Annotated in this window: 11 protein-coding genes; 3 read left to right on the forward strand and 8 right to left on the reverse strand. The window is 70.4% G+C overall.

The genetic code is table 11. From position 1 onward, the window contains the following. Positions 1–35: 35 nt before the first annotated feature. Together N799_RS01115 and N799_RS01120 are read right to left on the reverse strand one after the other, a co-directional pair. A complete protein-coding gene (locus tag N799_RS01115) occupies positions 36–2,159 on the reverse strand; it encodes a M13 family metallopeptidase (protein WP_052100910.1) in 2,124 nt (707 codons plus the stop codon). Between the two features lie 144 nt (positions 2,160–2,303). Then, on the reverse strand, positions 2,304–2,879 hold the full coding sequence (locus tag N799_RS01120) for a DUF937 domain-containing protein (RefSeq protein ID WP_036206815.1): 576 nt from the start codon (positions 2,877–2,879) through the stop codon (positions 2,304–2,306). A gap of 139 nt (positions 2,880–3,018) precedes the next feature. Here N799_RS01120 and N799_RS01125 point away from each other — a divergent pair, with 139 nt between their 5' ends. Next, the gene (locus N799_RS01125) at positions 3,019–3,561 is read left to right on the forward strand and encodes a peroxiredoxin (RefSeq protein ID WP_036206503.1); all 543 of its coding nucleotides are present in this window, start codon (positions 3,019–3,021) and stop codon (positions 3,559–3,561) included. Positions 3,562–3,588: 27 nt separating this feature from the next. Here N799_RS01125 and N799_RS01130 read toward each other — a convergent pair whose 3' ends face one another. Next, positions 3,589–4,008, reverse strand: a complete 420-nt coding sequence (locus N799_RS01130; protein WP_036206504.1) for an Lrp/AsnC family transcriptional regulator — start codon at positions 4,006–4,008, stop codon at positions 3,589–3,591. 146 nt (positions 4,009–4,154) lie between these two features. On the opposite strand from N799_RS01130, the gene N799_RS01135 reads away from it, so the two are divergent. Next, positions 4,155–5,204: an ornithine cyclodeaminase gene (locus N799_RS01135; protein ID WP_036206506.1), complete on the forward strand. Its 1,050-nt coding sequence runs from the start codon at positions 4,155–4,157 to the stop codon at positions 5,202–5,204. Positions 5,205–5,527: 323 nt separating this feature from the next. Here the strand turns inward: N799_RS01135 and N799_RS01140 are convergent, their stop codons facing one another. Next, the gene (locus N799_RS01140) at positions 5,528–6,154 is read right to left on the reverse strand and encodes a glutathione S-transferase family protein (RefSeq protein WP_036206508.1); all 627 of its coding nucleotides are present in this window, start codon (positions 6,152–6,154) and stop codon (positions 5,528–5,530) included. 154 nt (positions 6,155–6,308) lie between these two features. Between N799_RS01140 and N799_RS01145 the strand changes: the two genes are divergently transcribed. Beyond that, the gene (locus N799_RS01145) at positions 6,309–8,027 is read left to right on the forward strand and encodes a cytochrome c biogenesis protein DipZ (RefSeq protein WP_036206510.1); all 1,719 of its coding nucleotides are present in this window, start codon (positions 6,309–6,311) and stop codon (positions 8,025–8,027) included. 3 nt (positions 8,028–8,030) lie between these two features. On the opposite strand, the gene yedA is transcribed toward N799_RS01145, so the two are convergent. From yedA to N799_RS01165, 4 genes are all read right to left on the reverse strand, one after another. Continuing rightward, the gene (gene yedA / locus N799_RS01150) at positions 8,031–8,978 is read right to left on the reverse strand and encodes a drug/metabolite exporter YedA (RefSeq protein ID WP_036206512.1); all 948 of its coding nucleotides are present in this window, start codon (positions 8,976–8,978) and stop codon (positions 8,031–8,033) included. Between the two features lie 116 nt (positions 8,979–9,094). Then, positions 9,095–10,180, reverse strand: coding sequence for a DUF1615 domain-containing protein (locus N799_RS01155; RefSeq protein WP_036206513.1), 1,086 nt, complete (start codon positions 10,178–10,180; stop codon positions 9,095–9,097). Between the two features lies 1 nt (position 10,181). Next, on the reverse strand, positions 10,182–11,150 hold the full coding sequence (locus tag N799_RS01160; RefSeq protein ID WP_052100912.1) for a glutaminase: 969 nt from the start codon (positions 11,148–11,150) through the stop codon (positions 10,182–10,184). Positions 11,151–11,153: 3 nt separating this feature from the next. Further along, complete coding sequence (locus N799_RS01165; protein WP_036206514.1) at positions 11,154–12,080, reverse strand: M14 family metallopeptidase; 927 nt, start codon at positions 12,078–12,080, stop codon at positions 11,154–11,156. Positions 12,081–12,148: the final 68 nt, after the last annotated feature.

Consider the following 12,148-nt stretch of genomic DNA (forward strand, 5'->3'; position numbering starts at 1 on the left):
CGGGGGTGCCGGGGGCTTTCGGGTTACCAGTTGGGTTACCAGATGCGGACGCGATCTTCCGGGGCGATGTACAGCGGGTCGGCCTCGGTGACGTTGAACGCCTCGTACCACGCGTCGATGTTGCGCAGCGGGGCGAAGGCGCGGATGTGGCCCGGCGAGTGGGTGCCGTTGACCAGTTGCTGGCGCAGGGCGTCGTCGCGCCACAGGGTGCGCCAGACCTGCGCCCAGCCCATGAACAGCCGCTGCTCGCCACTGAAGCCGTCGATCACCGGCGCCGGCTTGCCATCGAGCGAGCGGCGGTAGGCCTCCAGCGCGATGGTCAGGCCGCCGAGGTCGCCGATGTTCTCGCCCATCGCGACCTTGCCGTTGATGTGCATGCCCGGCAGTTGCGGGAACTCGTAGCTCTCGTACTGGGCGCCGAGCTTGGCCGCCTCGGCCTCGAACTGCTTCGCGTCCTCGGCGGTCCACCAGTCGCGCAGCAGGCCGCTGCCGTCGGACTTGCGGCCCTGGTCGTCGAAGCCGTGGATGATCTCGTGGCCGATCACGCCGCCGATGGCGCCGTAGTTCACCGCCGGGTCGGCGTCGGGGTCGAAGAACGGCGGCTGCAGGATCGCGGCCGGGAAGACGATCTCGTTCTTGACCGAGCTGTAGTAGGCGTTGACGGTCTGCGGGGTCATGCCCCACTCGGCTTCGTCGACCGGCTTGCCGATGCGCACGCGGTCGTAGTCCCACTCGAACTCGGAGGCGCGCTGGATGTTGCCGAACACGTCGCCGTTGCGGATCTGCAGCGCGCTGTAGTCGCGCCACTCGTCCGGGTGGCCGATCTTGAGGCCGAAGTTGGCCAGCTTCTTCGCAGCCTCGGCCTTGGTCGCCGGGCTCATCCAGTCCAGTTGCTCCAGCCGCGCACCCATCGCCGCCTTCACGTTGGCGACCAGGTCGTCCATCTTGGCCTTGGCGTCGGCCGGGAAGTACAGCTCGACGTAGTCACGGCCGATCGCCTCGCCCATCGCCGACTCGGCGTAGCCCACCGCACGCTTCCAGCGCGGGCGCTGCTCGGGCGTGCCGGACAGGAACCTGCTGCGGAACTCGAACTCGGCGTCGACGAACGCCTTGGACAGGTACGGCGCGGCGTTGTCGGTGGTGTGGAAGGCCTGCCAGGCCTTGAGCGTATCGAGGTCGGTGTCGGCGAAGACCCTGGCGATCTGCGGGAATGCGCTGTCCTGGCGGATCACGGCGCGGTCGGCGTAGTCGACGCCGGCGGCCTTGAAGAACGTCGCCCACGGGAAGCCCGGCGCCGTCTGCGGCAGGTCGGCCAGCGCGACCGGGTTGTAGGTCTTGTCGCGGTTGCGGCTCTCGGCACGGGTCCAGTGCGCCTGCGCGATCTTCGTTTCCATCGCCATGATGTCCTTCGCGCTGGCCTGCGGCGCATCCCAGCCGGCCAGTTCGAGCATCTGGGCGATGTATTCCACGTAGCGCTCGCGCTGCGGGGCGAACTTGTCGTCGAGGTACATCTGGCGGTCGCCGAGGCCGAGGCCGGACTGGCTCAGGTAGAGCGCGTAGGTGTCCGGGTTCTTCTGGTCGTCGGAGACGTAGGCGCCGAAGAAGCTGCCGCCGAAGCTCTCGTTGCGCTGGCCCATCAGGGCGGCGATGGCGTCCTTGTCGGCCGCGGCGCGGATGGCGTCGAGGTGCGGCTGCAGCGGCTTGGCGCCGAGCGCTTCCACCGTCGCCTCGTCCATGAAGCCGCGGTACAGCGCGGCGATCTTGGCGGCATCGCCGCCGGTGGCCGGGTCGCCCAGCGCGTAGCCCTCCAGCAACTGGCGCACGCGGGCCTCGGACAGGTCGCGCAGGACCAGGAACGAGCCGTAGCTGGAGCGGTCCGACGGGATCTCGGTGTTGGCCGCCCAGGTGCCGCTGACGTAGTCGAAGAAGTCGGCGCCGGGGTCGACGGCGGTGTCCATGCCGGCGGTGTCGATGCCCCAACTGCCGAAGCGCTGGGCCGGGATGGCTTCGACGCTGCCGCCGCCGGCGTCGTCCGCGCCGTCGAACAGCGCGATGGTGTCGCATGCGTCGTCGACGCAGGTGTCGTGGGCGTGGGCGGCCGGCGCGGCGGCCAGTCCGAGGGCGACGGCGGTCGCCAGGCTGAGCAGGGTCTTGGTCAAGGTGGTTCCCCCGGGAACGGTGTGTGGTGGTTCGACCGTCCGTTTTACCCTGCTTCGGGGGTGCAGCGCAGTGTCCCAAGTTGGCCGTTGGCCCGGCGGGGCGCGTTCAGGTTGAACGGCCCCGTCGAGCCGGGGCGCGCCGGGTCAGCGGCCCAGCCGGCCGAGGATGTCGTCCAGCGGGTTGCCGTCACCGTCGGCATCGAGCAGGCCCGACAGCGCGCCCAGACCACCGCCCGAAGAACCCGCGGAACCGCCGCCCATCAGCCCGCCGAGCAGGCCACCCAGCCCTCCGGCCGGCTGCGCGCCGGCGGCGCCCGAACCCTGCCGCGCCATGTAACCGGCGGCGAGCATGGCCAGCATCGGCAGCATCTTCTTCAGCAGCGAGGTGTCCATGCCGGTGCGTGCGGCGGCATCGCTGGCGACGGCGCGGCTGACGTCCTTCGAACCGAAGATCTGCCCCAGCACGTTGTTGCCGCGACCGACATCGGTCGGCTGCGGCGACAGCACGTCCTCCAGCAGGCCACTGCCGCCGAGTTGCCCGAGCAGCCCGCCCAGCCCCGCGCCGCCGGCCGGCGCGCTCTGCGCCTGCTTGCGGAAGCCGCCCATGATGGCCGGCAGCAGCGCCGAGGCGCCGGTGGCCGCCTGCTGCTCGCTGATGCCCAGCTCGCGTGCAATCGAGGAGAAGCCGCCCGCCTGGGCGATGAGGTCGTTGATCTGCATGGCGATGTCCTTGCGCAAGGGAAAGACCGGACATTAGCGCACCGCGTGTCGGCCGGAACACCGTTCAGCGGCGGCAACCGGCCGGGCGTAGGATGGCCGTGTCCGGCCTGCTGCCCGGCCCCGCCCACGGAGCGAAGCCATGAAACACCTCAAGACCGCCCTTCTCGGTGCCGCCTGCGCCGCCGCGTTCGCCAGCCCCGCCCTGGCCGAGCTCAAGCCCGGCGACACGGCCCCCGCCTTCACCGCGCCCGCCTACCTCGCCGGCGAGGCCTTCACCTTCAAGCTGGCCGACGCGCTCGCCAAGGGTCCGGTGGTGGTGTACTTCTTCCCCGCCGCCAACACGCCGGGCTGCAACGTCGAGGCGGCGCTGTTCTCGCAGGTGATCGAGAAGTTCCGCACGCACGGGGCCTCGGTGATCGGCGTGACAGCCGGCAATGTCGACCAGCTGGCCGAGTTCTCCAGCAACACCGAGACCTGCGCGGGCAAGTTCCCGGTCGCCGCCGACACCGGCGCGAAGATCGCCGCCGAATACGACGCGGTGCTGGACAAGAAGCCCGAGTGGGCCGACCGGACGTCCTACACGGTCGCGCCCGACGGCACCATCGCCGCGGTGTATTCCGACGCCAACCCCAACCGCCACGTGCGCGAGATGCTGGCGGCGGTGGAGGCGCTGGAGAAGTAACCGCGCCGCCGGCCGCAGGGGCCCGGATCAGCCGCGGAAGGTCTGCAGGTGGACGCTGGTCTCGCTGCCGCTGATGCCGGGGATGCCGCGGATGCGCTCGAGCGCTTTCGACAGCTCGGCGAGGTCGGCCACGCGCAGTTCGGCGACGAGGTCCCAGCGGCCGTTGGTGTCGTGCAGCTCGGCGACGCCGGGCTCGCCCAGCAGCGCGCGGATCACCGAATGCTGGTTGCCCTTCACCGCAAGGCTGGTCCAGGCGCGGATCTCGTCGGGTGCGGCATCGGGCCGCAGGCGCACGGTGTAGCCGGTGATCACGCCGTCGCGCTCCAGCCGCGCCATGCGGTTGGTGATGGTGCCGCGCGACACCCCGAGGGCCTGCGCGAGGGTGGCGACGGGGGCGCGCGCGTCGTGGCGCAGCGCGGCGATCAGGCGGTGGTCCAGGTCGTCCATCTGTGCGATCCGTCAACAGGAACTGCCACTTTGCCAGCTTTCTGGCGGATCCGTCGCATTCCTGCCGTTTCGCGCTGACGCGCAGGTCGGGACAATGGTCGTGTCCCCGGTGCCCCGCTGGCGCCGACGCACGAAAGGAGCCCCACATGACCACCCTGCTGACCACCCACGACGTCGCCAAGATTGTCGCCACCCATGGCCTGCCGCAGATGTTCTCGCGCCTGGTGGACTACCTCGAAGCCGACTTCGCCCGCTGGAACGACTTCGACAAGACCGCCCGCACCGCCGCCCACTCCGACGTCGGCGTGATCGAGCTGATGCCGGTCGCCGACGACAGGGAGTACAGCTTCAAGTTCGTCAACGGCCACCCGCAGAACTACAGGCACGGCCTGTCGACGGTGATGGCGTTCGGCGCGCTGGCCGATGTCGAGACTGGCATGCCGACCGTGCTCAGCGAGCTGACCATGACCACCGCGATCCGCACCGCGGCGACCTCGGTGATGGCCGCGAAGAAGCTCGCGCGCAAGGACGCCAGGGTAATGGCGCTGATCGGCAACGGCGCCCAGAGCGAGTTCCAGGCGCTGGCCTTCCACCAGATGCTCGGCATCGAGGAAGTGCGGTTGTACGACGTCGACCCGGCCGCCACCGACAAGCTGGCCGCCAACCTCGCCGCCGCGGCGCCGAAGCTGCGCGTGGTCCGCGCCGCCGACACCCGCGAGGCCGTGCGCGGCGCCGACATCGTCACCACCGTCACCGCCGACAAGAAGAACGCGACCATCCTCAGCGCCGACATGATCGAGCCTGGCATGCACATCAACGCGGTCGGCGGCGACTGCCCGGGCAAGACCGAGCTGGACCCGGCGATCCTGACCGCCGCCAACACGAAGACCTATGTCGAGTTCGAGCCGCAGAGCCGGATCGAGGGCGAGCTGCAGCACATGGCCGATGACTTCAAGGTCACCGAGTTCTGGCGCGTGGTCGCCGGCGAGGCCGACGGCCGCACCGCCGATGACCAGGTCACCATCTTCGACTCGGTCGGCTTCGCGCTGGAGGACTACTCGGCGCTGCGGCTGGTGCGCGACCTGGCCAACGAGTTGAAGCTTGGCAGCAAGACCGACATCGTGCCGGTGATGGCCGACCCGAAGGACCTGTTCGGCCACCTGGTCGGCACGAAGGCGCGGCAGCAGGCGGCGTAACCGCCACGGTCGATGTGATGAACAACGCCCGCCGCGGGGATCGCGGCGGGCGCACGCCTGGCGGCCGGGGCCGAGCGCATACTGCGTTGCGCTGTAGGTCCCACCCGGCTTTTCCAGCAAGCAGGAAGTCAACGCGCGCATGACCACGAAGTGGACCAGCCCGACGGTCGAGGTGTTCGAGATGTACGGCCCGGGGCCGGACGGCAAGGAGCACAAGATGATGGAGATGACCTACACCAAACGGTGAGGCATCGAAGCCGGCGAACGACACGGCCCGCGCGCAGCGATGCGTCGCGCGCCGTTGCGTTGCCGGGCGGCGGAGCCTACGCCGCGGCCAGCAGTTCGGCGTCCTTTTCGGCGGCGCGCTTGAATGCCGGGCGCGCGGTCGCACGCTCGATATAGGCGGCGATGACATCGCTCTTTGGCACCAGCCCGAACTGGGTGGTCCAGTTCAGTGCGGCCGCCCACAGCACATCGGCGGCACTGAACCGCTCGCCGAGGATCCACGGCCCGCGGGCCAGCTGCGCTTCCAGCGTGGCCAGCATGCGCTCGTAGTCGCCGTACGGGGAGGTCGACGGGTCGGCACCTTCGCGCTTCATCGAGCGGTCCACCACCGCCGGTTCGAAGCACGAGCCGTAGAACACCATCCAGCGCAGGTATGGCCCGCGCAGCGCGTCGCCGATCGCCGGGGCGAGGCCGGCTTCGGGGAAGCGGTCGGCCAGGTACAGGTACACCGCGGCCTGCTCGGTCACCACCACGTCGCCGTCGACCAGCGTCGGCAACTTGCCCATCGGGTTGAGCGCGAGGAACTCGGGGCGGCGCTGCTCCCCGGCCTGCAGGTTGACCAGCTCGATGCGGTAGTCGACGCCGAGCTCCTCCAGCAGCACGCGGGCGCCGGCGGAACGGGAATGCGGGTGGTGGTAGAGCGTGATTGCCGGTTTGCTGGACATTGCAAATGCTCCTTGCATGGAATGGAAAGTGGACTCGCCCGACCGAGCCTAACGGCCTTTGCGGGCGGATCCTGCCCTGTATGCTCCCGGCGCTGCACTGCATCGCCGGCGGTTCCGCGGCGATCACCGCCAAGGGGCGCATCATGGGTTCGTCATGCTGGTCCTGATCCTTGCCTACCTCGGCGGTGTGCTGACCATCGTCAGCCCCTGCATCCTGCCGGTGCTGCCGTTCGTATTCGCCCGTGCCGACCGCCCTTTCATGCGCGAGGGCCTGCCGTTGCTGGGGGGCATGGGCCTGACGTTCGCGCTGGTGGCGACGCTGGCCGCGGTGGGCGGGCACTGGGCGATCCGGTTCAACCAGACCGGCCGGTGGCTGGCGATGGCGGTGCTCGCGCTGATGGGGATGGCGTTGCTGTGGCCACGCCTGTCCGATGCACTGGCGCGGCCGTTCGTCGCCCTCGGGCGACGCTGGTCACGGCAGGCGGATGCCGGGTCGCCCTGGTCAGCGGCCGGCCTCGGCGTGGCCACCGGGCTGCTGTGGGCGCCCTGTGCGGGGCCGATCCTGGGTCTGGTGTTGACCACCGCGGCGTTGCAGGGCGCCAGCGTCACGACAACGATCCTGCTGCTCGGGTTCTCCGCGGGAGCAGCGACCTCGCTAGCGCTGGCACTGGTGTTGGGCGGCCGGTTCCTCGCATCGATGAAGCGCGCGCTCGGGATCGGCGCATGGCTGCGCCGCGCGTTGGGCGTGCTGGTGCTGGCCGGGGTGGCCGCCATCGCTCTCGGTGTCGACACCGGGCTACTGACGCGCCTGTCGCTGGCCAGCACCGCCCGCATCGAACAACGGCTGGTGGACGCGTTCGCCGACGATCCGGCGCCGCCCTCGCCGGTCCCGCAGGCCGGCGTACCGTTGCCGGTGGAAGGCTGGATGCCCCCGCTGGATGGTGCCACCGGCTGGTTCAACAGCCCGCCGCTGACCCGTGCAGGGTTGCGCGGCCGCGTGGTGCTGGTCGACTTCTGGACCTACTCCTGCATCAACTGCCTGCGCGCCATGCCCTACGTGAGCGCCTGGGCCGCCAAGTACCGGGACCACGGGCTGGTAGTGCTGGGCGTGCACACGCCGGAGTTCGCGTTCGAGAAGATTCCCGGCAACGTTGCCCGCGCGATCGAGTCGATCGGCATCGAGCATCCGGTCGCGCTCGACAACGATTACGCGATCTGGCGCGCGTTCGACAACCGCTACTGGCCGGCGCACTACTTCGTGGATGCGCAAGGGCGCATCCGCTACCACCACTACGGCGAAGGCGGATACGAGCGCAGCGAGGACGTCATCCGCCGGTTGCTGGCCGACGCCGGCGCGACCGGACTGCCCGGCGGCTATGTCAGCGGCGACGGTCACGACGCGGCCGCGCCGGCCTCGACCGATTACACGCGCACGCCGGAAACCTACCTGGGCCACGCGCGCGCCGAGCGCTTCGCCAGCGGCGAGCTTGCCCCTGGCGTTGCCACGGACTACCGCGCGCCGGAGCAGCTGCCGCTGCACCACTGGGCGCTGCAGGGGCGCTGGACGGTGACGGCCGAGCACGCCCGGCTGGAGCGCCCCGGCGGCAGCGTGGTCATGCACTTTCGTGGCCGTGACCTGCATCTGGTCATCGCGCCCACCGCGGGCGACCGGCCGGTCCGGTTCCGGATCACGCTGGACGGCGCCGCGCCCGGTGGCGACGCCGGCAGCGATGTCGATGCGCAGGGTTACGGCACACTCGATACGGACCGGCTGTACCAGCTCGTCCGCCTGCGCGATGGCAGCGGCGAGCGCCGCTTCGAGATCACCTTCCCCGACGGTGGCGCACGGGTCTACGCATTCACCTCGGGCTGAGGGTCAGGCGGTGCGCACCCGGGATCCACGCTTCGCCTGGCCGCCCAAGGTGATGACCGCCACGCCGGCCAGGATGACCACCATGCCGAGCATGTCCCACGGCCCGACGACTTCGCCGGCCAGCAGCACGCCGAACAGTACCGCCACCGGCGGGTTGACGTAGGCGTAGCTGGTCGCCACCGCCGGCCGCGCGTGCTTGAGCACGTACAGGTAGGCGCTGAAGGCGAGGATCGAGCCGAACAAAGCCAGGTACACCAGCGCCAGCGTCGACTTCAGCGTCGGCGACGCCGGCAGCGCCTCGCCGGTGCCGAAGCCGACCAGCAACAGCGCGACGCTGGCGCAGAGCATCTGCGCGGCGGTGTTCATCGGGCCAGCGGGCATCTCCTGGCGCTTGCTCCAGACCGAGCCGAAGGCCCACGCGGCCGCCGCCGTCAGCAGTGCGATCGCGCCGATACGCTCGCCCGACAGGCTGCTGCCGAGGTTGAGCACGACCACGCCGGCAAACCCGACCAGCAGCCCCACGATCTCGCGCCGGGTCGGCCACTGCCCGTACATGCCGGAGAACGCCGCCGCGAACAGCGGCATGCTCGACACCGCCACCGCGGCGATGCCGGAGCTGACCCGCTCCTCGGCGAAGCACACCAGCCCGTTGCCGAAGCCCAGCAGCAGCACGCCGGTGATGGCGGCGTTGCGCCACTGCAGGCGCGTCGGCGTGGCGTGGCCGCGCCAGCGCAGGAACGCGTACATCGCCACGCCGGCGCCGAGGAAACGCATGCCCGCCAGCAGGAACGGCGGGTAGCTCTCCAGCGCGAACAGGATGCCGAGGTAGGTCGAGCCCCAGACGACGTAGAGCGTGAGCAATGCCAGCGGGATCATCACCCGCGGGTCGAGCGAGGCACCGGCTGCGGGCGACGCGACCGCGGTCGCGGCCGGGGTGGAACCGTCTGACATGGAGGGTGGCCGGGGCGGAACGGGCACCGATTATCCGCCCGTGCGGCGGCCGGCAGCAGTGCCGATCGTGGCGCACTGTGTCCCGCAGGTGGAGGCAGTCACCCCGCCCGGACCGCTCAACGCGCCATGCAGCGCCGGTAACGCGCGTCGACCCGGGTCGCGAACCACGCGGTGGTCAGCTCGCGGGTGATCTTCGGGCTCTCCAGCGTGATGCCGGGGATCATCGCCCGCGGCAGCGGCTTGCCGCCACGCGCCTCGGCCAGCGCGAACACCCGGACGAACAGCGCGGATTCGTTGAAGTCGAGCCGGTCGCCGCGCGCCAGCGCATCGCGGATGTCGCCGTCATCCATCCCCAGCTGAGGCTCCAGCGTGCGGACCGCGCGCTCGGTCTCGCCGGGCCGCTCCAGCGGCGCACCGGGCGCCAGCAGGTCGCCGTCGAGCGCGAGCGTGCGCCCGGTCGCCACCGCCACCGCGTTCTGGAACGCGGCGTTGCGGCTGGCGTACCAGCCGGCGTTGAAATCGGCGAAGCGGTGCACCTTGCGGGTGTACGGCGTGGTGTACCCCAGCAGGTGGGCGATGCCGAAGTACAGGCCGCCGCGTCGGCTGAACACCTCGTCGCGGATGCTGCCGTCGACATCGTATGGATAGTCGCCGGCATGCGCCTCGGCGAAAGGAATCGACACCTGCATCGGCCCGCCGGTCTGCACCGGGTTGTAGCCGTCGAACAGCCGCCCGCCCAGTGGCACCCGGCCGGTCAGGTCCTCGTACAGGGCGCTCAACTCGCGCTCGGTGCGGACGCCGCGCAGGCGCTCGTCGTAGCTGCGGCCGTCGGTGGAGCGCAGCTTCAGCGCGGCGTCGACCACGAAGCCCGGCACGTGCAGCGCCTCGGCCCGGCGCTTGATCTCGCCACGCGCAATCGCCGGCAGGTTGGCCACCGGCGGGTCGGCCTTGTAGCCGGACTCCTGCTCGATCACGGCCAGGGTCGCGCAGATGTTCTCGGGCATGGGGTCGATGCCCTGCGCGGCGAACGCGGCCTGGATGTCGGCCGCCCATCCGGCGCGGTCATCGACCGTGGCCGGCATCCGGCGGGCGATCTCCGCGCGTACGGCCTGCGGCGACGGGCCGGGCGGCTCCGGCGCGGTGGTGGCGCAGCCGGCAAGCACCAGCATGGCGAAAGAGGCGAGCGCGGTAGTCAGGCGCATGTCAGAACACCGACAGTCCGGTCAGCTGGGTGAAGCGGTGCAGCGCGTACTTGCCCAGCTGCGAGTTGCCCTTCCCGTCCAGCCCCGGGTACCAGACGCACAGACTCATGACGTGCGGCACCACCGCCACGATGCCCCCGCCCACCCCACTCTTGGCGGGCAGCCCGACGTAATAGGCGAAGTCGCCGGCGGCGTCGTAGGTGCCGGCGGTCATCATCAGCGAGTTGATCCGGGTCGACATCTGCGCGCTGACCACCTGCTTGCCCGACATCCCGCAGTACCCGCCACAGGCGAGGAACTGCATGCTGCGCGCAAGCTGGACGCAGTCCATCTTCAGCGAGCACTGCAGGAAGTAGAAATCCAGCACCGCGTCAACGTCGTTGTGGATGTTGCCGAAGCTGCGGATGAAGTTGGCGGTGGCGATGTTGCGGAAGCCGCTCTCGCGCTCGGACCTGGCCACCACCTCGTCACCGCCGACGTCGGTGCTGCCGGAGCGGGCGCGCATGAACTCCAGCAGCACCTGTTCCGGCCGCTCGTGCGCCGACAGCAGCACGTCGGCCACCACCAGCGCACCGGCATTCATGAAGGGGTTGCGCGGGATGCCCTTTTCGTACTCCAGCTGGATCAGCGAGTTGAAGGGGTCGCCCGAGGGCTCGCGGTCGACCCGCTCCCACAGCGCGTCGCCGATCGCGTCCAGCGCCATGGTCACCGTGTGGACCTTGGAGATGCTCTGGATCGAGAACCCCTCGCGCGAGTCGCCGACCTCGTGCACGGTGCCGTCGCGGGTCACCAGCGCCATGCCGAAGCGGTCCAGCGGCACGTTGGCCAGCGCGTCGATGTAGCTGGCCGCCCTGCCCTCGCCGAACCGCTTGCGCACCTCGGCGTCGATGGTGCCGAGGATGTCCGGCAGGTCGAGCTGGCCGATGTCGAACTGGATCTGGATCGGCTCGCGCTGGCTCTGCTCGACCATCGCTCAGCGCGCCCCCTGCTCCAGCACGAAGTCGATCGCCGCGCGCACCGCCGCCACCTGGGCATCGTTGCACTGCTGCGGGGTCGCCTTGGGGCTGTCGGGGTAGACCTCGGTGGTGGTCACGTAGCGCGCATCGGTGACGCCGGCGCACAGGCCCAGCGACTTGACCGGATAGTTGATGACGCCCGGGGCGACCACCTCGGAGCCGATGATCTCGCCGTTGGCATCGGCCGGCGCGATGTGGGTCACCTTCGCCACCGCCTCGATGATCGCCTGCTGGAACGCGGGCTGCGGGTTGTCGCTGTCGCCGACGAGGTAGAAGCCATCGGGGATCTCGCCGGGCTCGTACGGCTTGCCGTCGCGGGCCGCAAGTGCGGGGCGGAACTCGGACTCGTCGCTGTCGGTGGTTTCGTGCAGGTCGATGTGCATCACCACCTCGTCGCGGAACGGCTCGACCAGCGCCATCAGCGCGCGCGACTCGGCCGCGGGGCTGTCATCGGTGAACGAGCGGTTGGGGTCGACCGCATGCATGTTCCAGCGGTGGACGCGCTCGTATCCCCACGGGCTGACACACGGGGCGACGACGAGGTTCACCCGGCCGGCGTAATCGGCCGCGTCGCGCGCCAGGAACTGCAGCGCGCCGTGCACGCCGCTGGTCTCGTAGCCGTGCACGCCGCCGGTCACCAGCATCACCGGCAGGTCGTCGCGCCAGTCGCGGCTCTTCAGCGCGAACAGCGGGTAGTGGTCGGCGCCGTAGTGCAGTTCGCCGTACTGGCGGACCTCGAAGCGGTCGCGCAGGCGCTCGATGGCCGCCACCACGTCGTCGCGGTAGCTGCGCTGGACGGACTGCCGCGCGAGCCACTGCGCGCGCTCCGCGTCGCCCCAGGCAACGCCGGGGGTGCCGATCGGATAGAAGGATGCGTGGTTCATGGCGGGAGTCCGGTATCGATACAGGCCGTTGATGATGGGGCCGCAGCGGGCTTGCGCCAACCCGCGCG

The organism is Lysobacter arseniciresistens ZS79 (assembly GCF_000768335.1).
Classification (GTDB): Bacteria; Pseudomonadota; Gammaproteobacteria; order Xanthomonadales; family Xanthomonadaceae; genus Novilysobacter; species Novilysobacter arseniciresistens.

What these genes read in the sequence shown, in the direction of transcription:
- N799_RS01130 (WP_036206504.1), bottom strand. Translation starts at nt 4,008, where the DNA reads ATGGACGACCTGGACCACCGCCTGATCGCCGCGCTGCGCCACGACGCG.
- N799_RS01140 (WP_036206508.1), bottom strand. Translation starts at nt 6,154, where the DNA reads ATGTCCAGCAAACCGGCAATCACGCTCTACCACCACCCGCATTCCCGT.
- N799_RS01160 (WP_052100912.1), bottom strand. Translation starts at nt 11,150, where the DNA reads ATGGTCGAGCAGAGCCAGCGCGAGCCGATCCAGATCCAGTTCGACATC.
- N799_RS01145 (WP_036206510.1), top strand. Translation starts at nt 6,309, where the DNA reads ATGCTGGTCCTGATCCTTGCCTACCTCGGCGGTGTGCTGACCATCGTC.
- yedA (WP_036206512.1), bottom strand. Translation starts at nt 8,978, where the DNA reads ATGTCAGACGGTTCCACCCCGGCCGCGACCGCGGTCGCGTCGCCCGCA.
- N799_RS01120 (WP_036206815.1), bottom strand. Translation starts at nt 2,879, where the DNA reads ATGCAGATCAACGACCTCATCGCCCAGGCGGGCGGCTTCTCCTCGATT.
- N799_RS01135 (WP_036206506.1), top strand. Translation starts at nt 4,155, where the DNA reads ATGACCACCCTGCTGACCACCCACGACGTCGCCAAGATTGTCGCCACC.
- N799_RS01165 (WP_036206514.1), bottom strand. Translation starts at nt 12,080, where the DNA reads ATGAACCACGCATCCTTCTATCCGATCGGCACCCCCGGCGTTGCCTGG.
- N799_RS01155 (WP_036206513.1), bottom strand. Translation starts at nt 10,180, where the DNA reads ATGCGCCTGACTACCGCGCTCGCCTCTTTCGCCATGCTGGTGCTTGCC.
- N799_RS01125 (WP_036206503.1), top strand. Translation starts at nt 3,019, where the DNA reads ATGAAACACCTCAAGACCGCCCTTCTCGGTGCCGCCTGCGCCGCCGCG.